The organism is Tessaracoccus lubricantis (assembly GCF_039544535.1).
Taxonomy (GTDB): Bacteria; Actinomycetota; Actinomycetes; order Propionibacteriales; family Propionibacteriaceae; genus Arachnia; species Arachnia lubricantis.
The window spans coordinates 35,018-59,060 of record NZ_BAABLV010000024.1 but is presented as its reverse complement, the minus strand read 5'-3'; the positions used below and the strand labels follow the sequence as shown (position 1 = coordinate 59,060).

The 24,043-nt window shown below is 70.3% G+C and carries 13 protein-coding genes and 1 tRNA gene; 9 read left to right on the top strand and 5 right to left on the bottom strand.

Annotated features, from left to right (window positions below; genetic code table 11):
• Positions 1-123: 123 nt before the first annotated feature.
• A tRNA-Ser gene (locus ABEA30_RS07680) sits at positions 124-211 on the top strand.
• Between the two features lie 92 nt (positions 212-303).
• On the opposite strand, the gene ABEA30_RS07675 is transcribed toward ABEA30_RS07680, so the two are convergent.
• Together ABEA30_RS07675 and ABEA30_RS07670 are read right to left on the bottom strand one after the other, a co-directional pair.
• On the bottom strand, positions 304-852 hold the full coding sequence (locus ABEA30_RS07675; protein WP_345581444.1) for a LytR C-terminal domain-containing protein: 549 nt from the start codon (positions 850-852) through the stop codon (positions 304-306).
• A 39-nt stretch (positions 853-891) separates the two neighbouring features.
• Entirely contained in the window at positions 892-1,185 is a 294-nt protein-coding gene (locus tag ABEA30_RS07670; RefSeq protein WP_345581441.1) for a type II toxin-antitoxin system VapB family antitoxin, read from the bottom strand.
• 110 nt (positions 1,186-1,295) lie between these two features.
• Between ABEA30_RS07670 and ABEA30_RS07665 the strand changes: the two genes are divergently transcribed.
• Positions 1,296-2,945, top strand: coding sequence for a helicase HerA-like domain-containing protein (locus ABEA30_RS07665; RefSeq protein ID WP_345581438.1), 1,650 nt, complete (start codon positions 1,296-1,298; stop codon positions 2,943-2,945).
• A 637-nt stretch (positions 2,946-3,582) separates the two neighbouring features.
• Here the strand turns inward: ABEA30_RS07665 and ngcE are convergent.
• Together ngcE and ABEA30_RS07655 are read right to left on the bottom strand one after the other, a co-directional pair.
• Entirely contained in the window at positions 3,583-4,974 is a 1,392-nt protein-coding gene (gene ngcE / locus ABEA30_RS07660; RefSeq protein ID WP_345581435.1) for an N-acetylglucosamine/diacetylchitobiose ABC transporter substrate-binding protein, read from the bottom strand.
• Between the two features lie 41 nt (positions 4,975-5,015).
• The gene (locus tag ABEA30_RS07655; RefSeq protein WP_345581432.1) at positions 5,016-6,290 is read right to left on the bottom strand and encodes an aspartate kinase; all 1,275 of its coding nucleotides are present in this window, start codon (positions 6,288-6,290) and stop codon (positions 5,016-5,018) included.
• A 146-nt stretch (positions 6,291-6,436) separates the two neighbouring features.
• Between ABEA30_RS07655 and ABEA30_RS07650 the strand changes: the two genes are divergently transcribed.
• The 3 genes from ABEA30_RS07650 to ABEA30_RS07640 all read left to right on the top strand — a co-directional run bounded on the left by ABEA30_RS07650 (position 6,437) and on the right by ABEA30_RS07640 (position 10,434).
• Positions 6,437-7,612: a DUF480 domain-containing protein gene (locus ABEA30_RS07650; RefSeq protein ID WP_345581429.1), complete on the top strand. Its 1,176-nt coding sequence runs from the start codon at positions 6,437-6,439 to the stop codon at positions 7,610-7,612.
• Positions 7,613-7,678: 66 nt separating this feature from the next.
• Positions 7,679-8,683, top strand: coding sequence for a Gfo/Idh/MocA family protein (locus tag ABEA30_RS07645; RefSeq protein ID WP_386085895.1), 1,005 nt, complete (start codon positions 7,679-7,681; stop codon positions 8,681-8,683).
• Positions 8,684-8,943: 260 nt separating this feature from the next.
• The gene (locus ABEA30_RS07640) at positions 8,944-10,434 is read left to right on the top strand and encodes a CAP domain-containing protein (RefSeq protein ID WP_345581423.1); all 1,491 of its coding nucleotides are present in this window, start codon (positions 8,944-8,946) and stop codon (positions 10,432-10,434) included.
• A 124-nt stretch (positions 10,435-10,558) separates the two neighbouring features.
• On the opposite strand, the gene ileS is transcribed toward ABEA30_RS07640, so the two are convergent.
• Entirely contained in the window at positions 10,559-13,693 is a 3,135-nt protein-coding gene (gene ileS, locus ABEA30_RS07635; protein ID WP_345581420.1) for an isoleucine--tRNA ligase, read from the bottom strand.
• Between the two features lie 262 nt (positions 13,694-13,955).
• Between ileS and ABEA30_RS07630 the strand changes: the two genes are divergently transcribed.
• The 4 genes from ABEA30_RS07630 to ABEA30_RS07615 are packed head-to-tail and all read left to right on the top strand — an operon-like array spanning position 13,956 to position 24,036.
• Positions 13,956-15,149 carry a hypothetical protein gene (locus ABEA30_RS07630; RefSeq protein WP_345581417.1) on the top strand — a complete coding sequence of 398 codons (1,194 nt, stop codon included), beginning with the start codon at positions 13,956-13,958 and terminating at the stop codon, positions 15,147-15,149.
• Between the two features lie 34 nt (positions 15,150-15,183).
• A complete protein-coding gene (locus tag ABEA30_RS07625; protein ID WP_345581414.1) occupies positions 15,184-16,287 on the top strand; it encodes a MalY/PatB family protein in 1,104 nt (367 codons plus the stop codon).
• Between the two features lie 56 nt (positions 16,288-16,343).
• Positions 16,344-17,714, top strand: coding sequence for an FHA domain-containing protein (locus tag ABEA30_RS07620; RefSeq protein WP_345581411.1), 1,371 nt, complete (start codon positions 16,344-16,346; stop codon positions 17,712-17,714).
• A 16-nt stretch (positions 17,715-17,730) separates the two neighbouring features.
• On the top strand, positions 17,731-24,036 hold the full coding sequence (locus tag ABEA30_RS07615; RefSeq protein ID WP_345581408.1) for an Ig-like domain-containing protein: 6,306 nt from the start codon (positions 17,731-17,733) through the stop codon (positions 24,034-24,036).
• The last annotated feature ends 7 nt before the right edge of the window (positions 24,037-24,043 follow it).

The window sequence follows — 24,043 nt, the reverse complement described above, 5'->3', positions numbered from 1 at the left end:
CCGCGTCGGCGGCTGGCAAACCGGCTCCGGCGGGGGCGTTCGACGGCGGTGAGGCGCCGCCGTCGCATTCACCCGGGGTTCACCGATTGGTCATCACCGGCGGAACTCACTACACTGGTTCGCGGTGATGTGTCTGAGCGGCCGAAAGAGCTCGCCTCGAAAGCGAGAGTAGGGCAACCTACCGGGGGTTCAAATCCCTCCATCACCGCCACGAAACCCCCGGGAGGAATCCCGGGGGTTTTTCGTCTGCGTGGGGTGCCGCCGCGGCGTGTGGCTGCGGGGGTGAGCCCTCCGTCGTGGGGGTCAGCCCTCCGTCGTGGGGGTCACCGACGGGGACGGCGAGGGCGACTCGTCGGTGCTGACCGGCGGCCGGCAGATGGTGCCGCCCTCCGGCGACACCTGGTAGATGATGTTCTCCGTGGGCGCGTAGCCCTCCCAGGCGGTGCCGACCAGCACGTCGATGGTGCCGTCGATGCGGTCGTCGTACTCGACCTTGGGGTTGACGAAGTGTGACATCACCAGGCGCATCGAGGAGTATTGCGCCTTGTTGCCGCGGATGATGGTCTCCTTGATGGTCTCCTCGGTGTCGTCGACCTTCCCCACCTGGAAGCCGGCGTCCGTCAGGTACGTGCCCAGCCGGCGCGCCAGGCCGGTGGTGAAGCCGCCGTTGTAGACGTTGACGGTCACCAGGGCGGGCGTCACGATGTCGGTGGCCTCCGTCACGCACGGCGTGGGCGGCGTCGTCGGCAGCGGCGCGGTGAGTTCGCGCCATCCCCACATGAAGCCCCAGCCGAGGAATCCCAGCAGCCCCAGCAGAATCACTGGGGTGGCTATCAGGCGGAAGATGCGCACTTGGGTCTTGTCGCTTTCGTCGGGGATGTTGGGGGGAGACTACTTCAACTCGAGCACCCGGGCGTGCATTGTCTGCCTCTGTTGCAGCGCGGCGCGCAGTGCGCGGTGCAGCCCGTCCTCGAGGTACATCTCGCCCCGGTAGGACACGACGTGGGCGAAGAGGTCGCCGTAGAACGTCGAATCCTCCTCCAGCAGCGCCTCCAGATCGAGGGTGCGCTTGGTGGTCACCAGCTCGTCGAGACGCACCTGGTGGGGCGCGATCGCGATCCACTGCTTCTGGGTGTACCCGTGGTCGGGGTAGGGGCGGGAATCGCCGACTCGCTTGAAGATCACCCCGCCAGCCTACCGAACCAGCCCGACACCCGGTGGCTCCCCGGCCCACTGGGCGCCCCCACGCCCGCTGATCCGCCCCCACCGACGGTGCCCTGTGCAAGGATTCTGGGGTGAGCGAAGCAGCACCCATAGACCAGATCAGGGCCGGCTACACGTTCGAGGCGCCGGCAGCGACGCTGGGCGTCCTCGTCGACGGTGAGCCCGTCGTCGACGCGCCCATCCGCATCCCGTTGTCGATGTTCAACCGGCACGGCCTGGTGGCCGGCGCCACGGGCACGGGCAAGACGAAGACGCTGCAGGTGATGGCGGAGGAGCTGTCCGCGGCCGGCGTGCCGGTGTTCGCCGCCGACATCAAGGGCGACCTCAGCGGCATGGCCTCGGCCGGCGAGTCCACCGAGAAGATCCGCGCTCGGGCGGAGGCGCAGGGCCAGGCGTGGGAGCCGACGGCGTTCCCCACCGAGTTCTACGCCCTGGGCGGGCAGGGCATCGGGGTGCCGGTGCGGGCGGCCGTGTCGTCGTTCGGGCCCATCCTGCTGTCGAAGGTGTTGGGGCTCAACCAGGTGCAGGAGTCGTCGCTGGGGCTGGTGTTCCACTACGCGGACAAGAACGGCCTGCTCCTGCTCGACCTCAACGACCTCATCGAACTGCTCAAGTGGCTCACCTCCGACGAGGGCAAGCCCGAGCTGAAGGGCATCGGCGGCGTCTCGACGGCGACGGCGGGCGTGATCCTGCGCTCGCTCGTGACGCTGGCGGACCAGGGCGGCGACGTGTTCTTCGGGGAGCCCGAGTTCGAGCCGTCGGAACTGATGCGGGTGGCCGCAGATGGGCGCGGCATCGTGTCGCTGCTGGAACTGCCGCAGCTGGCCACGCAACCGGCGCTGTTCTCCACGTTCCTGATGTGGCTGCTGGCAGACCTGTTCACGTCACTGCCCGAGGTGGGCGACGTCGACAAGCCGAAGCTCGTGTTCTTCTTCGACGAGGCGCACCTGCTGTTCAACGACGCATCGAAGGCGTTCCTGCAGGCCATCACGCAGACCGTGCGGCTGATCCGGTCCAAGGGCATCGGCGTGTTCTTCGTGACGCAGACGCCCAAGGACGTGCCCGACGACGTGCTGGCGCAGCTGGGATCGCGCGTCCAACACCAGCTCAGGGCGCACACGCCCAACGATGCGAAGGCGCTGAAGGCCACCGTCGACACCTACCCGCACTCCCACTACGACCTCGAGCAGGTGCTGCAGCAACTGGGGATCGGCGAGGCGATCGTCACGGTGATGAGTGAGAAGGGCGCGCCGACGCCGGTGGCGTGGACTCGGGTGTGGGCGCCGGAGTCGTCGATGTCGCCCACGCCTGAGGACCGGCTGCGCGCCGCCGTCGACGCGTCGCCGTTGTCGGCTCGGTACGGGCAGGCCGTGGACAGGGAGTCGGCGTACGAGATCCTGACCCGCCGCCTGGCGGAGGGGGCTGCGGAGGCGGAGGCTGAACGGCTCGAGGCGCAGCGCGCAGAGGCCGAGGCGGCGGCGAAGAAGGAAGAGGAACGGCTCCAGAAGGAGTGGGACAAGCAGCAGCGCGACAACGAGCGTGAGCTGGCCCGCCTGGAACGGGAGCGGAAACAGGCCGAGGCCGAGCGGCGTCGGTACGAGCGGGAGAACCCGTCGTTGGTGGAGCAGGTGACGAAGTCGCCTGTGTTCAAGGACATCATGAGGACCGCGGGCCGCGAGATCGTGAGGAGCATCTTCGGTACCGGGCGCCGGGGGCGCTGACCGCTTGGCTTGGGAGTCGCCTGGGGTGGTTTGTCGCCGCAGATGCCCACGTTGGCGCTGCTTGGGTCGCGGCAAGGTGCCCGCGTAGCGGCTGCTTGGGTCGCGGCTCCCGGAGGCTGTCGACGTCGCCCGGCCCGTCGTCGCAGACTTGCGGGTGACTTCACAGACGGGCGATGGTGTCGCAGACCTGCCGTGACTTCGCAGACGGGCGACGGTGTCGCAGACCTGCCGTGACTTCGCAGACGGGCGACGGTGTCGCAGACAGAGGACTGTCTGCGAGGACGTCCGCGATCTGCAACGTCGGGCCCAGGTCTGCGACGACGGCCGAGGCCCTCGCACCTGCCGCCGATCTCGGCCGGTCTTCGCAGACTTCCGGTGACTTCGCAGACGGGCGATGGTGTCGCAGACAGAGGACTGTCTGCGAGGACGTCCGCGGTCTGCAACGTCGGGCCCAGGTCTGCGACGACGGCCGAGGCCCTCGCACCTGCCGCCGATCTCGGCCGGTCTTCGCAGACTTCCGGTGACTTCGCAGACGGGCGATGGTGTCGCAGACAGAGGACTGTCTGCGAGGACGTCCGCGGTCTGCGACGTCGGGCCCAGGTCTGCGACGTCGGGCCCAGGTCTGCGACGTCCCGCCTCAGTCGACGGTGTAGCGCCGGATGCTGGGGTCCTCGCGCACGGCGTCGGACAGCGACTGCAGTTCATCACCGAGCGCGGCGGCGCCGAGGTCGCCGGAGAGGAACCGTCCCCAGAGCCGGTTGTAGTCCTCGGTCAACCCGTAGTGGGAGACGAACCGCCACGAGTAGACGTCCTCCCCGGCGTCGGCGAGCAACCGTGTCTGCGCCACCAGCGCCGTCGACTCCAGGTCGGCGGGCACCGTGGTGCGCACGACGGTGGGCACCAGGTTGGTCCGCGCGAACGCCTCTGCGGCCTGCCGCGACAGCATCACCCGCAGCAACTCCAAGCCACCGGCCGGGTTGTCCGCGTCCTCCGGCACGATGAACTGCTCGACCGGCTGGGCGTGCACGGCCGCCGGCGGCAGGGTGGGTGCCGCGGTCAACGTCGGCACCGGCGCCACCGTCATCTCGAAACCCTGCGTGGTGCGGCTGTCCATCTCCCTGGCGATCCACGACCCCGACGGGTAGAACAGCGCCCTCTGCTGCAGCGACCACTCGGCCTGCGCCTCGATGTAAGCCCCGCCGTGCAGCACGAAACCCGCCTCGACGCACGCCTCCATGGCCTGCAACACGCCGGCGACGGCGGGGTGGCGCCAGCCGTCGGCCTCCAGGTTGTCGAGGGCCCGGCGCACCTCGTGGCCACCCTCCTTGATGGCGGACGAGATCGCCAGCTCGGCGTAGTACGACGCGGCCTCGTCGCCCCACACGAACAGGTGCTGCCCGAGGCCCTTGGCCTGCTCGCCCAGTTCCAGCAACTCGTCCCACGCCGTGGGCACCGCCCACCCCTGGGCGGCGAAGTGGCTTGCCGAGTGCCACAGGCCGAAGACGCTCAGTGCGTAGTCGAGCGCGACATGGCGCCCGTTGAAGGTGCCGGCCTGCACCACGCCGCTGTACAGCGTCTCCGCGATGGTCTCGCCCTCGAGGTTCTCGGCGGCCATGAGGTCGTCGAGCGGCAGCAGCCGGTCGGCGATGTCGGCGACGGCGAGCTGGTGGCTGCCGGAGTTGTCCACCAGGTCTGGCGGCGTCTCACCCTCCTCGAACAGGGCGCTGACGTCGGCCGTGATGTCGTCGCTCGACTCGACGGTGACGCGCAACCCGGGATGGTTCTCGCGCATGGTGCGCGCGGCGTCACGGACGTAGGCGACGCCGAACGCGCCGTCGAACACCACCGCGTGCACGTCGCCGGGCACCTCCAGCCCGAACGGCAGCGACTCCGTTGCGGTGGGGCTCGGCGACGGCGTGGCGCTGGTACTGGACACCTCCCCGCTGGGCGCGGGCCCGGGCTGCGTGACGCAGGCGGCCAACGGCGCGACGGCGGCTGCAGCCAGGAAGTGTCGGCGCCCGAGTGTCATGCCCCGAACTCTAGCCCCGCCGTCGAACGGCGCAGCGGCGGTCAGCGGCCGGTGCCGGCGTAGACCGTGGCCTCGTCTGCCGCGTCGAGGCCGAACGCGCTGTGGGCGGCGCGCACGGCGTCGTCGACATCGTCGGCGCCCACGATCACGGAGATGCGGATCTCCGAGGTGGAGATCATCTGCAGGTTGACGTCGGCCCTCGCCAAGGCGTCGAAGAAGGTGGCGGACACGCCCGGGTGCGAACGCATGCCGACGCCCACGACGGAGACCTTGCCGATCTGGTCGTCGTAGAGCACCTCCTCGTAGCCCACCTCGTCCTTGATGGCGTCGAGGGCCGCGATGGCCTTGGCGCCGGAGTCCATGGGCAGCGTGAACGAGATGTCGGTGGCGGCGTCGGACAGGCGCGAGATGTTCTGCACGATCATGTCGATGTTGATGTCGGCCTCGGCGATCGCGCGGAAGATGCGGGCGGCCTCGCCGACGCGGTCCGGCACGTTGACGATCGTGATCTTGGCTTCGGTGCGGTCGTGGGCGACACCGGTGATGATGGCTTCTTCCATGGCTCCGTCTTTCGTGATCTCGTCCTGGCTCCTGACCCAGGTGCCGGGCTTGTCTGTGAACGAGGAACGCACGTGCACGGGCACGCCCTCGCGGCGCGCGTACTCGACGCAGCGCAGGTGCAGGATCTTGGCGCCGCTGGCGGCCATCTCCATCATGTCCTCGTAGCCGATCTGGCTGATGTGGCGCGCCGACTTCACGATGCGCGGGTCCGCCGTGTAGACGCCGTCGACGTCGGAGTAGATCTCGCAGTAGTCGGCGCCCAGCGCCGCGGCGAGCGCGACGGCGGTGGTGTCCGACGCGCCCCGGCCCAGCGTCGTGACGTCCTTGCTGGTCTGCGCGACGCCCTGGAAGCCGGCGACGATCACGACGCTGCCCTCGTCGAGCGACTTCACGACGCGGCCCGGGGTGATGTCGATGATGCGCGCGTTGCCGTGCGTCGGAGTGGTGATGATGCCGGCCTGCGAGCCCGTGTAGGACACCGCGTCGATGCCGAGGTCCGACAGCGCCATGGCCAGCAGCGCGGCCGACTGGCGTTCGCCCGTGGTCAGCAGCATGTCGAGTTCACGCGACTTCGGGCTGGGGGAGACCTTGAGCGCCAGGTCCATCAGCTCGTCCGTGGTGTCGCCCATCGCGGAGATGACGATGATGACGTCGTGCCCCTCGCCACGGGTGCGCGCGATGCGGCGGGCGACGCGCTTGATGGACTCCGCGTCCTGGACGGAGCTCCCGCCGAACTTCTGAACGATGCGACCCATGTACGTAAACCTCCTGAGGACCGCGTATCAGGATAGTTCGCCCGGGGGCCGGATGCGAGGCTCGTCCGCCGTCGGGTCGAGGGGCGGGGGCCGCCCAAGGCAGGGCCCGGCGACGTGGCCCCATCCCGGCGGGTAATGTCGGGATCGTGACCGCGCTCCCCATCCTCACCGCCGAAGAACAGCGCGTGCTGGGCTGCCTCCTCGAGAAGGAGGTCACCGTCCCGGCCAGCTACCCGCTGACGCTCAACGCGCTGCGCACCGCCTGCAACCAGTCCAGCAGCCGCGAGCCCGTCGTCGACTACGACGAACGCCAGGTCCAGGACGCCGTGCGTGCCCTCAAGGACCGCGGGCTGGTGCGCGTCACGTGGATGGACTACGGGAAGCGCACGCTGAAATATTCGCAGGCCGCCGTCGAGGTCCTGGACCTCCCCGACGACGAACGCGCCCTGCTGACCGTCCTGCTGCTGCGCGGCGCCCAAGCCCCGGGCGAGCTCAAGACACGCACCGACCGGCTGCACGGATTCGGCGGGCGCGACGAGGTCGAGGCCGTCCTGCAACGCATGGCGCAGCGCGACGAGCCCCTCGTGCGGCAACTTGAACGCAAGCCGGGCCAACAGGACAACCGGTGGATCCACCTCCTCGGCGACGTGCCCGCAGAGGTGGGGCCCGCCGTCGCAGTGGACCGCGAGCAGGTCCTGACCGACGGCGTGGAAGCCCGCGACGAGGCCCTCATCGCCGCCTACGACGCACTGGCAGACCTCGAGCCCGACCCGATGCCCACCACCGCGTTCGAGGACTGGTTCATCACGCACGTGGCCGAGCTCGCCGGCCCGCACCAGACCGCCGATGTCGGCTGCGGCCTCGGCGACACCACCCTCCTGCTCGCCGAGGCCGGCGCGCTGCCCACCGGTTTCGACCTCTCGCCGCGCATGGTCGAGCAGGCCAGGGAGCGCAACCTGGACGTCGAGTTCCAGGTGGGCGATTTCCGCAAGCTGCTGCGGCCGGGCAACGACGCGGGCTGGGGCGCGATCCTCGCGTGGTACGCGTTCATCCACCTCGCGCCCAGCGAGTTCGCCGCCGTGGTGAAGCACCTTGCGCAGACGCTGCTGCCCGACGGCGTGCTGGCGTTCGCGGTCCACGTAGGCAACGCCGTCGAGCCCGTGACCCGGTGGCAGGGGGAGGAGGTCGCGGTGCCGCTGGTGTTGCACGACCCCGCGGAGGTCCGACGCGCAGTGGCAGCGGCCGGGCTGAAGGCCCAGTCGTTCCTCGTCTCCGACGACGAAGGCCCCGACCGGCTCTACCTGATCGCGCAGCCCGAGTAACCAAAACGCAGCTGGGTAGCGGCGTCGCGCCCGAAACCCCGGCGGTGCTGCTGGGCGGCGACTAACCTGAGGCCTATGAACACGGTTCGCTGGGGCATCGTTGGTACAGGGGCAATCGCACATGGGGTCGCGGGCGACTTCCAGTTCGTCCCGGGTGCCGAGCTGACCGCCGTCGCATCGCGCACCAGATCGAAGGCGCAGGCGTTCGCCACCAAGCACGGCGTGCCGCGTGCGTACGGCTCCTACGCGGAGATGCTGCAGGCCGACGACATCGACGTCGTCTACATCGCCACCCCGCATCCCCAGCACCGCGACGTCGCGCTGTCGGCCATCGCGAACGGCAAGGCCGTGCTGGTCGAGAAGGCGTTCACCGCCACCCTCGACGGCGCCCGTCAGATCGTCAAGGCCGCCCGCGAGAACGGCGTGTTCGCCATGGAGGCGATGTGGACGCGGTTCCTGCCCGTCGTCGCCGCGGCACGTGAGGTCGTCGCGTGGGGCCGCATCGGAGACGTCGTCTCCGTGCAGGGCGACCTGTACGCCTACCGCGAGTTCCAGCCCGAGCATCGCCTGTTCGCCAAGGAACTCGGCGGCGGCGCGATCCTCGACCTCGGCGTCTACGTCGTCAACTTCGCACAGGCGTTCCTGGGCGACGTGAAGTCGGTGGACTGCATCACGCGCCTCTACCCCTCGGGGGTGGACAGCGCCGCCAACATCAGCCTCGCCCACACCGGCGGTGGGCTGTCGTCGCTGGCCGTGGGCTTCGACGGCCACGGGCCCGGCCGGATGGCCATCATCGGCACGAAGGGATGGATCGAGGTCGAGCCCCGGTTCCACCACCCGTCGATGATCACGATCCACCGCAACGGCGTGCTGCCGCGCATCATCGAGGCCATGCCCACGGGTCGCGGCTACAGCCACGAATTCGCCGAGGTCACCCAGCGCATCAGGGAGGGGCACACGGAGTCGCCGACGATGCCGCTCGAGGACACCCTCGAGGTCATGCGCGTGCTCGAGTCCTGCCTGCGCCAGGCCGGGATCAAGCACTGCGACGCCGAACTCACCCTGGTCTGAAAATCGTTTTCCGACGGCGGGGCAGGGGCTGACAAATCGGGCCGGTGTGACCGGATCCTAAGTTGCCACAACGGGTGCTTATTTGACCCCGATTCCAACCGTACGGGGGTGTGGTAATAGCCTACCCGCGGGTCGCCAGACATCCTATGTGCAACTTGACTGCGTGAAATGCTGACTTTGTCACGTGCGGTGCAGCCAGGTGCCTACCGTCGAGCGACCTCCCCACCCAAGGCAACCTCACCCTTCGCCAAGGAACCCCCGTGCGTTTACATGCCCTCATTTCGTCAGTCCTGGGGGCTGCGCTCATCCTCACAGGGATCGTGCTGCAGCCAGCCCAGGCGGCGACGTCCATAGACCCCTCCAACATCGAGTCGGTGCGCGCCGCGTACCAGCAGCGCCTCAAGCCCGCCCTGGCCATCGAGCAGGGCTGGACCGGCGACCTCTCAACCTGTACTCCAGGTTCACCCAGCGCAGCGGCGCACAAGGCAACTTTGGATGCCGTCAATTTCTTCCGCGGGATGGGCGGACTCGCCCCCGTGACGTTCAACTCGATGCTCTCCGCGAAGGCCCAACAGGCCGCCCTCATCATGAGCGCGAACAAGCAGCTCAACCACTACCCGCCGGTGACGTGGCGCTGCGTGACGTCCGGCGGCCGTGAGGCCGCGGGCCGCTCCAACATCGCGCTCGGCGCGGTGAAGTCCGGTTCCGGCGCCGGCGCGATCGCGCTGTACATGTCCGAGCCGGGCGATTCGAACAAGACCGTGGGCCACCGTCGTTGGCTGATGCGCCCGCAGACCACGACGATGGGCAGCGGCTCGACGACCAACTCCAACGCCCTGTGGGTCGTCGGCACCCCCAACGACAACACCGCCAACCCGAACCCCACGTGGCTGCCCTGGCCCACCGCCGGGTACTTCCCCTCGCAGATCCAGCCGAACGGGCGTTGGTCGCTGTCCGGCGACTCCGCGTCGGTGAAGTTCGACAACGCGCGCGTCACCATGACCGGCCCCAGCGGCCCGGTGAACGTGACGCAGCACCCCGTGGCGACCGGCATGGGCAACTCCACCCTCGTCTGGGACACCGGTCTCCTGCCCAAGCCCACCGGCACCGCCGTCCACAACTACACCGTCAAGGTCACCGGCATCGTCCGCAACGGCGCCACCGTGAGCCACTCGTACACCGTGCGCCTGTTCGACGGCGACGCCCCCGCAGGCGGCGCCACCGCGGCGCCCACCACCTCGGGCCCGACGCCGACGCAGACCATCTGGGTCACCACCGGCAACAAGTCGGCGTCCCCGACCGCCCTGCCGAAGAACTCCCTGTCCTACGCCCGCACGGCGCCGTACACGCTGCCCGGGATCCACCGCAACCTCAACGGCCGCGACTGGCAGACGACGTGCGAGTCCTACTCCCAGACCGAACGCTGCCGCACCAGCATCTGGGCGACCATCGTCGTGCAGGACGGCGATCGCTTCGTGCAGAAGGAGGGGTGGGCCTTCAACAACCTGACGTACCTGCCGTTCATGACCCGCGCTCAGTGGGGCAAGAACCCGATCGCCGTGCACAACATGAACGGGTTCGAGTCGGGTGGGCGCCAGTGGCGCACCGAGTGCGACACCGCCCAGACCGGCCGCGGCGCGTGCCGCAGCTACACCTTCACGACGGTGTACCAGGCGACGAAGACCACCCGCGGGCTCGTCGTGAAGCAGACCGGCGAGTGGGTCTTCAACAACCTGGTGCTGTTCGCCTGAGGTCGCCCGAGCCCGCCGCTGCGGGGAGTTCGCCCCGCGTCCCGGCCTAGACACTCAGGAGGGCGACGGGCCACACGCAAACGGCCCCGACCCCCCACCGGGGGTCGGGGCCGCCACGCGCTCCCTACGCGCGCCGCAGGGCGATCTTCAGGCCCAGCTCGTCGTCGACATCGGTGGCCTCGGCAACCGGGGCTTGCGTCAACTCGACGGCCAGCACCTCGCCGGCGATCAGCTCACGGTGCTCGTCGACGGCGTCGCCCAGCGGGCCGTCGGCCTCCACCGTCACGCGGATCCGGTCGGTGATCTCCAGCCCGGCGCGCTTCCGTGAGTCCTGGACGAACCGGATCACCTCGCGTGCGAGACCGGCGAGCACCAGCTCAGGCGTCAGCTCGAGGTCGAGCGCCACCGTCTCTCCCTGCTCGTTGACCACCGACCAGCCCTCGCGCGGGCGTTCGGTCACGATCACGTCGTCGGAGGTGATCTCCACGTCCTCGCCCTCGAACTCGATCACGGCGCGCCCGGCGTCGCGGAGCTGGCCGGCGAGCCAGGCGGCGTCGAGTTCGGCGATGACCTTCGCCACGAGCGGCGTCCGCTTCGCGAAGCGCTTGCCGAGGTTGCGGAAGTTGCCCTTCGCGGAGAAGTCCACGAGGTCGCCGGCCGACTCGAACGACTCGATCGACTCGACGTTCAGCTCTGCCTTGACCTCCTCCTGCAGCTCCGGCGACAGCTTCGCGAAGATGCGCGACGGCACCAGCATCCGGCCGAGCACCTGACGCACCTTCATCTTCGACTCCGCACGCGCGGAGCGACCCAGTTCGACGGTGCGCTGGGCCAGCTGCATCGCCTCGGCGAGCTCCGGGATGATCAGCGTCTCGTCCGCCACCGGCCACGACGCGAGGTGCACCGACTCCGGGCCCTCCGGGTCGGCCGCGTGGAACAGGTCCTGCCACACGCGCTCGGTGACGAACGGCATGATCGGCGCCAGCAGGCGCGTCAGCGTGTCGAGCGTCTCGTGCAGCGTCCACAGCGCACTCTCGTCGCCGTTCCAGAACCGGCGGCGCGAGCGGCGCACGTGCCAGTTCGACAGGGCGTCGATGAACCCGGCGAGGGCCTGCCCGTAGCGCTGCGTGTCGAAGTTCTCCAGCGCGTCGGTGGTCTCGAGGATCAGCTGCTGCGTCGTCGACGTCAGCCACCGGTCGAGCACGTGGCGGTCCGCGACGGCGGGCGCGGCGCCCGTCGGGGTCCACCTGGCGGCACGGGCGTACAGCGAATGGAAGGCCACCGTGTTCCAGTAGGTGAGCAGCACCTTGCGGACCGTCTCGCCGATGGTCACGTCACCCACGCGGCGGGCCGACCACGGCGAGCCGGAGCACGCCATGAACCAGCGCACCGCGTCCGCACCGTGCTTGTCCATCAGCGGGATGGGCTCCAGCACGTTGCCCAGGTGCTTCGACATCTTGCGGCCGTCGTCGGCGAGGATGTGCCCCAGGCACACCACGTTGCGGTACGACGACTCGCCGAACACCAGCGTGCCCACCGCCATCAACGAGTAGAACCAGCCGCGGGTCTGGTCGATCGCCTCGCAGATGAAATCAGCCGGGTAGCGCTCCTTGAACACCTCGACGGAGCCCTCGGCGTGCGGGTAGCCCCACTGCGCGAACGGCATCGAGCCGGAGTCGAACCAGGCGTCGATCACCTCGGGGACGCGGCGCGACTCCTTGCCGCACGTGGGGCAGTCGAACGTGACGTCGTCGACGAAGGGCCGGTGCGGGTCGAGTCCGCCCTGGTCCGTGCCGGTCAGCTCCGACAACTCCGCCAGCGAGCCGACGCACACCTGGTGGTCGTCCTCACACCGCCAGATCGGCAGCGGGGTGCCCCAGTAGCGGGTGCGCGACAGCGCCCAGTCGATGTTGTTGTTCAGCCAGTCACCGAACCGGCCGTGCTTGATGTTGTCGGGGTACCAGTTGGTGTCCTCGTTCTCCGCGAGCAGCTGGTCCTTGATCTGCGTGGTGCGGATGTACCACGACGGCATCGCGTAGTAGAGCAGCGCCGTGTGGCAGCGCCAGCAGTGCGGGTAGCTGTGCACGTAGTCGAGCTTGCGGAACATCAGCCCGCGGGCGGTGAGGTCGTCGACGATGTAGGCGTCGGCGTCCTTGAAGAACTTGCCGCCCACCAGGTCGAGGCCCTCCTCGAAGGTGCCCTCCTTGGTGACCGGGTTGACGAACGGCAGCCCGTACGCGCGGCACACGGCCATGTCGTCCTCACCGAACGCCGGCGCCTGGTGCACCAGGCCGGAGCCGTCCTCCGTCGTGACGTAGTCGGCCAGCACCACGAAGTGCGCCTCGGCCGGGAACTCCACCAGCTCGAGGGGGCGCTGGTAGGCCCAGCGCTCCAGTTCGCGCCCGACGAAGGACTGGCCCAGCGTCCATTCCTCGCCCAGCACCTGCTCGGCCAGGGGCTCCGCGATCACCAGCGACTTCTGCTCCGGGTGCGACGCCACCCGGTAGGTCACCTCGGGGTGCACCGCGACGGCGGTGTTCGACACCAGCGTCCACGGCGTCGTCGTCCACACCAACAGGTCCGCCTCGCCGGCCAGCGGGCCGGAGGTCAGCGGGAAGCGCACGTAGATCGACGGGTCGGTGACGTCCTCGTAGCCCTGCGCCAGCTCGTGGTCCGACAGGGCCGTGCCGCAGCGCGGGCAGTACGGGGCCACGCGGTAGTCCTCCTCGAGCAGCCCCTTCGAGTGGATCTGCTTGAGCGCCCACCACAGCGACTCCACGTACTCGGGGGTCATGGTCACGTAGGCCTGGTCGAGGTTGACCCAGTAGCCCATGCGTTCGGTCAGCTCCGAGAAGGCGTCGACGTGGCGCAGCACCGACTCGCGGCACTTCGCGTTGAACGCCTCGACCCCGTAGGCCTCGATGTCGGCCTTGCCGGTGAAGCCCAGCTCCTTCTCGACGGCCAGCTCGACGGGCAGGCCGTGGCAGTCCCAACCGGCCTTGCGCTCCACGTGGTAGCCGCGCATCGTCTTGTAGCGGGGGAACACGTCCTTGAACACGCGCGCCTCGATGTGGTGCGTGCCGGGCATGCCGTTGGCGGTGGGCGGGCCCTCGTAGAACGTCCAGGGTTCGCCGCCCTGCGACTGCTCGAGCGACTGGTCGAACGTGCCGCGCTCGGCCCACAGCTTCAGGATGTCGTGCTCGAGCGCAGGGAAGTCGACCTGGGCGGGCACGGCACGGTAACCGGGAGTGGTGCTCATCGGGTGGGTTCCTTCTTCGTCTGCAGTGGCGAAGGGACGAGCCGTGGCCCGCGGTACCACCCTTCTTGGGCGCCTGGGCGCCCCGCTTCGTTCGCTGCCGCAGCCGGTTCTACTGAGTGGTGGCCCACCGTTCTTCCGGCGGCTCCGAGGTGATTGCCCCATCCACGCCGTGCGGTCCGTGCCATTATGCGCCGACGCCGCCGTCGACTCAAGCCAGCCGGGGGTGGCACGATGGTGCGGACACGACGGAGGGAGGGGCGCCATGGCCAACGCCGATGCCTGGCTGCACTGGGCCACCCTCCGCCGCATGCGCTTCTTCCCCGCCTGGGAGTCGATGGCCGGCACCTTCCGCGGCGGCGGCCTGCACCTGGGCGGGCGGCGCGGCATCACGATGGGCTGGTCCGGCACCTACGCGGGGCTGCCGTGCTTCGGCTTCCGGGCGACGGCGGGGACGGACCCGGCCGGCCACCTCCACGTCGTCGCGCTGAGGGTGCCGGGCGTGCGGTTCCCGTGGCTGAGCATCGAGGTGGCCGACTTCACCCAGGCCGGCCCCGGCATCGCGATCGAGCCGGACTTCGACCTCGCGTGGCGGGTCAGCGCTGCGCACCCGCAGTTCGCGCGCGACGTGCTCACCGAGGCGGTCCGGCAGCTGCTCACGCCGATCACCGCCGACTTCTCCGAGATCTGGTTCGAGCACGACGCCGTGCTGCTCTGCGCGCGGGGCCTCGTCGAGCCCGAGCACGTGGACCGCTACCTCGACCTGCTGCGTCGGCTGGTGGACGCCGTCGACTCCCGCGTGCTCGACGCCATCCGCCCGCGGCCCTTCCAGCGCGCGCTGCCGGCGTACCTCGCCGCGCCGACGCCTGCCATCCGCACCGTCCAGCCCCGGCCGGTGGTGCGGCGCGGCACCACCTGGCAGGAGTGGGCGGGCCTGCGTGGCTGGCTCTACTACGCCAACGCCCGCGAGATCGTCGAGCGCTTCAACCACGGCCCCGTGCCGGCGGGCAGGTTCGCGCACGGCTTCGTCGGCCGCTTCGGCAGCCTCCCGTGCTTCGGTTGGCAATGGGTCTCGCCACCCGAGACCGGCGCCAGGATCCGGCAGGTGCTGTGCGTGCGCCACCCCGGCCTGGCCATGCACCCGGTGCGGGTGACGCTGGAGGACGAGCTGCTCAGCGAGCTGATGGGCGCCAGCGACATCGAGGTCGGCGACCCCACGTTCGACGCCCGCTGGCGCGTCACCTCCTCCGACGCCGACGCGGCGCGCCGCCAACTCGGCCCAGCCGTGTGGCGGTTCTTCACCGCACCCACGACACCTGCCTTCAGCCAGCTGTGGCTCGAGCGGGAGGTGGCCGCCGTCGTGATCGACGGCCCGGCGCCGCGCGAACAGGTCGACGGGTACCTGCGCTTCCTCCACGACATCATCGGCGCCGTCGCCCACAACGTAGACAACGGCTGAGCGCTACCCGGGCGGCGCCCCTAGACTCGCGGTCATGACGATCTTCAACGTGCCGCTCGAGGAGCTGCGCCAACGCGGCAGCATCAAGTGGCGCCGCTTCGAGCCCGACGTGCTGCCGATGTTCGTCGCCGAGATGGACGCCGAGGTCGCCGAACCCGTCCGCGACAGGCTCAAGCGCGCCGTCCGCGAATCCGACACCGGCTACCCCGAGCTGCCCGCCTACCAGGAGGCCATGGCGGACTACGCGCAGTGGCAGTGGGGGTGGCACTTCGACGTGACCGAGGCGATGCTGGTGGCCGACGTCGTCTCGGGCATGCGCGAGGCGGTGCTGGCCTTCACCGAGCCCGGCGACAAGGTCGTCATCAACCCGCCGATCTACCCGCCGTTCCGCAGCGTGTCGCAGGGCCGGGAAACCGTCGAGGTGCCCATGTCGGACGGCGGCCGCCTCGACCTGCCCGCGCTCGAGCAGGCGTTCGCCGAGCACCGGCCCGCCCTCCACCTGCTGTGCTCGCCGCACAACCCCACCGGCGCGGTGCACACCATCGACGAGTTGCGGGCGCTGGCAGACCTGGCAGAGCGGTACGGCGTCATCGTCGCCTCCAACGAGATCCACGCCCCGCTGGCCGGCGCCAGGCACACCCCCTACCTGAAGGCCGCGCCCGGTGCGGACGCCGTCATCATCACCTCGGCGTCGAAGTGCTGGAACCTGGCCGCACTCAAGGCCGCCCTGGTCATCGGCCCGGCCAGGCTGCGCGCCCGCATCAACCCCGTGGCGTCGGATTCCGCGTCCTACTTCGGCATCCTCGCGCACTCGACGGCGCTCAACGAGGCCCGCGACTGGCTGCAGGCCGCCTCGCGCGAGGTCGACGCGAACAAGGTGTTCTTCGCCGAGGAACTCGCCCGCGAGATCCCGCAGCTCAGGTACGTGCCGTCCGAGGGCACCTACCTGGCGTGGCTGGACTGTTCGCCGCTGGGGCTCGAGCACCCCGGGCGCCACTTCCACGAGGTGGGCCGGGTGCGGTTCAACTTCGGGTCCGATTTCGACCCCGGGTCGGTGCAATTCGTCCGGGCGAACCTGGCCTCGTCGCGTGAGATCATCGCCGAGGGCATCAGGCGGATGGCCACGTCGATCAACTAGTTTCGCGGCGCGAGACCGCATAACCTTCTGCCTAAATGCCAACCGAGGAGATGACGATGACGCGACCCGTGGCTGCCTGGCGCACCACCTACACGCCGGGTGCGTGGCTGGCCCTGACGGGGCCCACCACCCTGGTGGTCATGACGCCTCCTCCCGCGCACGCAGCAGCCACGGTCAACGAACTGTGGCGCAGCGTCGTGTCCGCAGGTTCGCTCGACGCCCTCCTGAAGCTGGTCTCCGAAGTGGGCCTGGACGCCATGCCGGACCTGGGCGCGTTCCACTGGGACGACGAGGGGCTCCACGGCATCGCCCGTGGTCGCGTGCAGGTGGTCGACACCGATTCGGGCGACGTCGTCCTGCGCGGTGAGGGCTCCGTCACGTGGCGCGAGGAGCGCCTGGGCCGCGAACGCAACCTCGGCATCACGCTCGAGGAGTTCGACGCCGGCGATGCCCTCCAGTTGCCGCTGGTGGTCGGCGCGGCCACGGTGTCGGCCATCTTCCTCACCACGGACCCGGCCGCCCTCGTCCGGTTCCCCGCCGGAGCCGACGCTGGCGCGCAGCCCGTCGCTGCGACCGCGCCCGAGTCGGTGCCCACGGCATCCCACCTCTCAGACGGCGACCCCGCCCCGGTCAGTGCCCCCGCCGATGACGACTTCGGCGACGAGCTGGTCTTGGAGGCGCCGCCGTCGCAGGAGTTCGAGCACGACACCCTCGAGGCCGGCGCGGACGAGATCGCCGCGGCGCTCGGCGGCATCCCGATCGCCCCACCGGTCGCCCCGCCGGTGGAGCCCGACATCACGGTGCCGCCGCTGCCGGAGCCCGCGTCGCTGTCGTCGCCCGCAGATCGCCAGCCGCACGTCGTCGTGCAGCGCAGCTTCGGCGAGGTCGAGGACGAGGGCGGCACGATCTTCTCCACGGGCCTGGCCGCCACGCACAAGCCCGCGCCGCCGGCCGACGAGCGCCCGGACCCGCAGGTCCTGGCCGTGCCGTGCGTCAACAACCACCCCAACGCGCCCGGCAGCCGCACCTGCCGCATCTGCCAGTACCCGGTGGACTCGTCGAACCCGCGCCTGATCCGCCGCCCCGTGCTGGCCGGCGTGCACACCAACCGCGGCGACTTCGCCGACATCGTGGCGGGCATCGTCGTGGGCCGCGCGCCCGACTCCAGCCAGGGCCCGGCGGGCGCGCACCTCATGCGCGTGGCCAGCCCCAGCAACGACATCTCGCGCAACCACGTGCTGATCACCACGCAGGACTGGAACGTGCACGTCACGGACCTGCACTCCACCAACGGCACCACCGTGCTGCCCGCCGGCGAGCCGCCGTTCACGCTGCGTGACGGGGCCTCGGTCCAGGTGGGTATCGGCACGGTGCTGGACCTCGGTGACGGGGTCTCGCTGCGGATCGAGCCGCCTCGCGGCCAGTAGGGGAGGACTCATCGCCGTGACGGACGTTGATCTCGGGCAGACCAGGCAGGCTGCCCGTCCGATCCGTATCATCGCCCGTTTCCTCCGGCGGTCCTGGCAGGCGATCCTGGTGGTCGTCCTCGCCATCGCCCTCGGCGTCGCGGCGTACCTGAGCCCCGGCCTCGTGCAGGCAGACGTGCACCTCGACGAGGGCATGGTGTTCGTCGGGAAGCGCGACGGCAGCCTCATGGGCACCGTCAACGCCCAGATCGACGAGTTGTCGGCCGCCACGCCCACCGGCGACTCGCAGTTCCAGCTGTACCAGCACCAGGACGACGTGCAGGCGTTCCTGCCGCAGTCGTCGAACCTCCACCCGTACCTGCCGGGGCGCAACATCCTCGAGCGGGCCACGAAGATGCCGCCCAACGCCGTGGTGCAGCAGGTGGAGGGCTCGATGCTGGTCTACGACCAGGAGAACGGCCGCGTCTGGTACGGGACGCTCGACGACATGCTGGACGTCGACTTCCTGCGGGACAAGCCAAACCTCGAGGTGGGCGAGTTCGGCGTCGCCACGTTGACCGTCGACGGCGACGCCATCGGCCTCAACCCGAACACGCAGACCCTGGTGCGGCTCGAGGGCGAGGCCGTGGTGACCACGCCGGTGCCGATCGCCTTCGACGCCGAGCGGCGCAACTTCGAGATCTCCGCCGTCGGCGACAACGCCGTCGTGCTGGACCGCAACCGCGGCCAGATCTGGGTGGAGGGCATGCCGAAGGCGTTCGCGATCAGCGGCCAGTCGCAGGCGCTGCTGCTCCCGCCGGTGGCCGACGTGCTCGGCGGCGAGGACGGCGCCCGCGCGCTGTTCGCCAACGCGGCCGGCCTCGGCGCCATCACGCCCGACGGCTTCCGCTCGATGTCGGGCAACATCCGGATGGTGCCGGTGCGGCCCGTCCAGGTGGCCGGGTGCCTCTACGGCGCGTTCTACGGCGGCCCGGGCGAGGGCACGTTCGTGAAGCGCTGCAAGGGGGAGGAGCCGGTCGTCACCGAACTCGAGCACCTCACCACCGACGGCACCAGCCTGCAGTTCCAGGTCAACCGCACCACCGTCGCCCTCAACGACATGGCCAACGGCACCGTGTGGCTGGTGGACAAGGGCACGGTCATCCTGCCGGAGGACTGGTCGGACGTCCGCCCCGTCGTCGAACGCGAGGACAGCGAGTACACCGAGGGCGACCCCACCGTGCTGCCCGAGCGCACGCCCGACAACCGTCCGCCCATCGCCAAGGACGACCGGCTCGGCGCGAGGGCCGGCGCCGCCACCGTCCTGCCGGTGCTCGACAACGACACGGATCCCGACGGCGACCTGTTGACCATCTCCGTGCCGAACGACCTCCAGCTCGACGGCGCCACCGTCCAGCCGGTGCGCGGCGGCGCGGGCCTCCAGATCACGATCGACCCGAGCGCCACCGGTGAACTGGCCGTGCCGTACATCATCGACGACGGCCGCGACGGCACCGCCACCGCCACCGCCCACGTGACCGTGCACCCCGCCGAGCCGGGGGCCGGCAACCAGCCGCCCGTGCTGCGCGGCAAGGTCGACGCGGACGTGCCTGCCCCGCAGCCGCTGCGGGTCACGATGGGCGACGCCGACGTCACCTACCGCGCACTGCTCGACTGGCGCGACCCCGAGGGCGACCCGCTGGTGCTCGTGAAGGCGTGGATGGACCCGCAGTTCGACGACATCGTGCAGTTCCGCCCCAACGGCGAGATCACCTACACCGACGTCGGCACGTCGTTCGGCCTCAAGACCATCCACGTCGAGGTGGCCGACAGGCACGGCAACTCCACCACCGACGAGTTGCAGGTGATGGTCCACGAGGAGGTCATCCCGCCCACCACGTACGGCGACTTCGCCACCACCATGCAGGGCGAGTCCGTCACCGTCGAGCCGCTGGCCAACGACATCCGCGCCATCAACCTCACCGAGGTCGACGCGGGCGACTGCACCGAGTGCGTCGAGACCTCGCTCGCCGACAACCGATTCACGTTCACCTCCGACGCGGTGGGCGCCCACTACGTCAAGTACAGCGTCAACAACGGCGCCAGCGGGCTGGTGCGCGTCGACGTGCTGCCCAGCCTGACGAACCGCCCGCCGGTCCCGGTCGACGACGTGGCGCACCTGCCCGCGATGGGCTCGGTCACCATCGACCCGCTGCTCAACGACACGGATCCCGACGGCGACGTGCTCGTGATCCAGACCATCACCGACGTGCCGCCCACCCTCAACGTCACGATGGAGCGCCGCACGCTGCTCACCATCGAGGCCACGGCAGACCTGACCGGCACGGAGAAGTTCTACTACCACGTCTCCGACGGCAGCGAGTCCCGCCGCGGCACCATCCAGGTGGTCGCCACCGAGGCATCGGGGCAGATCGGCCCGCGCGTCGAGGACGACACCCTCCGCGTCCGGGCGGGGGCCACGGGCTCGGTCAAGGTGCTCGAGAACGACACCTCACCTGACGGCCGCGACCTGACGATCGCCCCAGAGCTGGTCGACAACCCGTTCGGCGACGACGCCTGGGTCGAGGGCGACACCGTCCGCGTCAGCGTGCCCGCCGGCTCCCCGCCCGGCGTGAGCCAGGTCCGCTACCGCGCCGTCGACTCCACCGGCGAGGCGACCGACGGCATCGTGCGCGTCACCGTCGTGTCGGAGGAGGCGTCCAACGCGGAGCCGCCGCAGCCGCGCCAGGTCATCGACCGCGTGCTGGCCGGCACCACCACCCGCATCCCCATCCCGCTCGACGGCATCGACCCGCAGGGCGACGCCGTCCGGCTCGTGGGCCTGGGCTCGATCCCGTCGCACGGCCGCGTGCTGAAGGTCGGGGAGCGCTACTTCGAGTACGAGGCGTTCCTCGCGTCGGCCGGCACCGACACGTTCAGCTACGTCGTCGTCGACAGCCACGGGGTGGAGGCGCGCGGCGAGGTGCGCATCGGCGTGGCGCAGCCCTCGAAGACCAACAACAAGCCCATCGCCGTGATGGACGAGATCAGCACCCGCCCCGGGCGGCAGGTGCAGCTCGACCCGCTGGCCAACGACTACGACCTCGACGGTGACCCCATCAAGTTCGCCAGCGAGGAGCCGGCGCGCATGCGCGACGACATCCCGGTGCAGCTGGTCGACGACCGCGAGCTCGTGCTGACCGCGCCCGAGGAGGAGGGCGACTACGACGGCACCTACGACATCGTCGACCTGCGCGGCGAGCCCAACTCCGGCCTCATCCGCCTGACGGTGGACGAGGACGCGCCGCTGCTGCCGCCCGTGGCCCGCGACGACCTCGTCGACGTGGCGCAGCTGGCCGAGCAGCAGTACGTCGAGATCGACCCGCTCGCCAACGACTACGACCCCGACGGCCCCCGCGAGGCGCTCACCGTCGAACTGCCCGGTGAGGACCCCGACGACGACCTCGCCCCCCGCATCACCGAGGAGGGCAAGGTGTCGATCGGCGTGCGCGACACCATGCAGCAGGTGCGCTACGTGGCGGTCGACGAGGAGGGTCTGGGCACCAGCGCCGTCATCACCGTGCCGGGCCGCGGCGATGTCGCGCCCACGCTGAAGGACCCGTCGCTCGAGATGACGGTGCGGGCCGGCGAGAACCTGCAGATCACCATCAACGAGGTGGTCCAGGGCACCGACGGCCGCGAGGTCGAGCTGGCCAACGTCGAGCACATCTCCGCCCGCCCGGACGTGGCCGGCAGCGCCGTCGCGGTCGGCAACGGCGTGGTGGAGTTCCAGCCGCTGCTGCAGTACCAGGGCCCCGCCGCCGTCGTGTTCGAGGTGCGCGACGTCCTGCCGGCGTCGGAGACCAGCACCCCGCGCTCGGCGTTCATCTCCATCCCGGTCACCGTCCTGCGCGCCCGCGTCAGCGGCAGCCAGAACCCCAACGACCCCGACTACTTCGTCAACCAGCCCCCGGTGCTGCTCACGCAGAACCCGGTGCTGGAGGTGGGCGCGGCCGAGGAGGAACAGTCCATCGACGTGACCGCGTTCTTCCGTGACCCGGAGGGTGACAGCATCCGGCTGCTCGAGCGGCCCCGCCAGATCCGCGGCGACGCCCCCATCCAGTGGGAGGAGCGCGGCAACCGCATCGTGGCGCGTGCCCTCGACACGGCGCGCAAGGGCCAGTCGATCGTGCTGTCGGGCCGCGTGCTCGACGGCTCGGTCGACGCCAACGAGGCGCCGTTCGAGCTCACCATCCTCGTGGTGGCCTCCCGCTTCCAGAAGGTCTCGGCCAAGGAGGTCGTCGTCGAGGTCAACGCCGGCAGCTCGCTACCGGTGCCCGTGCTGGGCGACAACGTGGTGTCCTACCTCCCGCACGACAAGCAGGTCTTCCTCGAGGGCGCCCGGCTCGTCAGCGGGGGCGGCAGCGTCACTGCCGATACCGGGTCGGGCACCGTGACCGTCGCGCCCGCGCCGGGCTGGCACGGCACGATGGTGGTCAGTTATTCCGTCAACGACGCGCTGCGCGACCCCGACCGGGTGGTCAACGGCGTCATCCAGGTGCGGGTGCGCGACGTCCCCGGCCAGCCCGGGCACCCCTACGACATCATGCCGGGCGACGGCACGGTGACGTTCAAGTACAACTCCACCGGCACCGGCGGCGACAACGCCGCCAACGTGACCGGCACCGCGCTGGCGACGGGCGCGGGCGCGCCGCCGGCCGAGGGCACCTGCTCCCGCGGCATCTGCACCATCCGCGGCCTGCAGAACGGCCGCGCCTACACCGCCACCGTCACCGAGCACAACTCCGTCGGGCCCTCCGAGATGTCGCTGCCGTCGGCACTGTTCTACCCCGACGCGAAGCTGCTGCCGCCGCAGGTGGTGCAGGCCGCCACGGGCGACCGGGGCCTGACCGTGTCGTGGGTGCACAACCGGATCACCGATTCCGCCAACGGCTCCAGCCGCGTGCGGGGCTACCGGATCCACCGCTACGTCGCCGGCGTCGAGCAGCCGGACAGCCCGAAGGAGGTCGGCGCGGACTCGCGGGCCTACTGGTGGGGCAACCTCACCAACGGCCAGACGTCGCAGTTCCGGGTGCAGGCGCTCAGCGACCACGCCGTCGTCGCGCAGGCCGGCAACTTCGACTCGGACCCGTCGGAGTTGTCCAACGCCGAGTACCCGGTGGGCGCCCCCACCGGCAGCATCACCGTGACGCCCACCACCATCCAGGACGACATCGGCGGCGGCTTCCGGGTCTCGTTCGACACCTCGCAGGTCGACGCCAACGGTGACCCGTCGATCTCGCAGTACCGGGTGGTGCCCGTCACCTCCGGCAACCGCGAACGCACCGACCGCCAGGCGGTGGTCGTCAACACCGGTGCCACCACGCTCCAGACCACCATCCACGGGATGGGCACGGAGGCCACGCAGTTCCGCGTCTACGCCACCAACCGGCACAGCGAAGTGGCGCTGGGCATCTCGCCCACCCCGATGGTGTCGTGGGCCCGCCCCAAGATCACCGCTCTCGAGGTGACCCCGGGCGACGGCCAGTTGACGGTCAGCGTGAGCCACTCCATGCCCCGCAACTCTCCCGGCGTGGTGCAGTACTCCGTCGGCGACGGCTGGGCCCAGCTGCCGGCCGACGGCGTGATCGCCCCGCTGGTCAACGGCCGCCTGTACCAGGTGCAGGTCAAGGCGGTGCTCGACTCGATGGAGTCCGCCGTCGAGACCCGCACGGGGCTGCGGCCCAAGGGCGCCCGCCCCACGCCACCCAGCGTGGCCTCCTACTACGCGCTCGACGCCAACACCGTGCGCGCCACCCTCGGCGGCGACCTGAACGACTGGGAGGCCACCAACGGGTGGGACCCGAACTCGTTCGAGTTCTGCTACGGCGGCGGGTTGCGCTGCTCCTGGACGAAGGAACGCTCCGGCCCCGTTCCGTACGGCGAACAGGTGATCCGCTGGCGCGCCGGCGGCCAGACGTTCGACTCGCCCGGACCCATCCCGTCGAACGCCAGCCCGCCGGAGGAACCCTGGCTCGACTCGAGCGGACGGCTGTCGTACCGGTTCTCCTACCTGGGCTCGAACTCGCAGTGCGTGGCGGTGTTCAGCCGCGGCGGAGACTCCGACACGGTCACCCAGAACCCCAGCGGCGACGGCGTCATCTACCAGCCGCCCATCGCCACCACGGTGCAGGGCGACCCGGTGACGGTCACGCCGAGCCCGTCGGAGCCGGGCGGTCCGACACCAGACCCCGTCGTGTCGCAGCCGCCGCCGGAGCAGGCCAACGACGTCGTCGTGACCTGCGACATCAACAGCACGTCCCTGCGGTGGAAGCTCAAGTGATCCCGAA

What these genes read in the sequence shown, in the direction of transcription:
- ngcE (WP_345581435.1), bottom strand. Translation starts at nt 4,974, where the DNA reads ATGACACTCGGGCGCCGACACTTCCTGGCTGCAGCCGCCGTCGCGCCG.
- ABEA30_RS07655 (WP_345581432.1), bottom strand. Translation starts at nt 6,290, where the DNA reads ATGGGTCGCATCGTTCAGAAGTTCGGCGGGAGCTCCGTCCAGGACGCG.
- ileS (WP_345581420.1), bottom strand. Translation starts at nt 13,693, where the DNA reads ATGAGCACCACTCCCGGTTACCGTGCCGTGCCCGCCCAGGTCGACTTC.
- ABEA30_RS07630 (WP_345581417.1), top strand. Translation starts at nt 13,956, where the DNA reads ATGGCCAACGCCGATGCCTGGCTGCACTGGGCCACCCTCCGCCGCATG.
- ABEA30_RS07625 (WP_345581414.1), top strand. Translation starts at nt 15,184, where the DNA reads ATGACGATCTTCAACGTGCCGCTCGAGGAGCTGCGCCAACGCGGCAGC.
- ABEA30_RS07620 (WP_345581411.1), top strand. Translation starts at nt 16,344, where the DNA reads ATGACGCGACCCGTGGCTGCCTGGCGCACCACCTACACGCCGGGTGCG.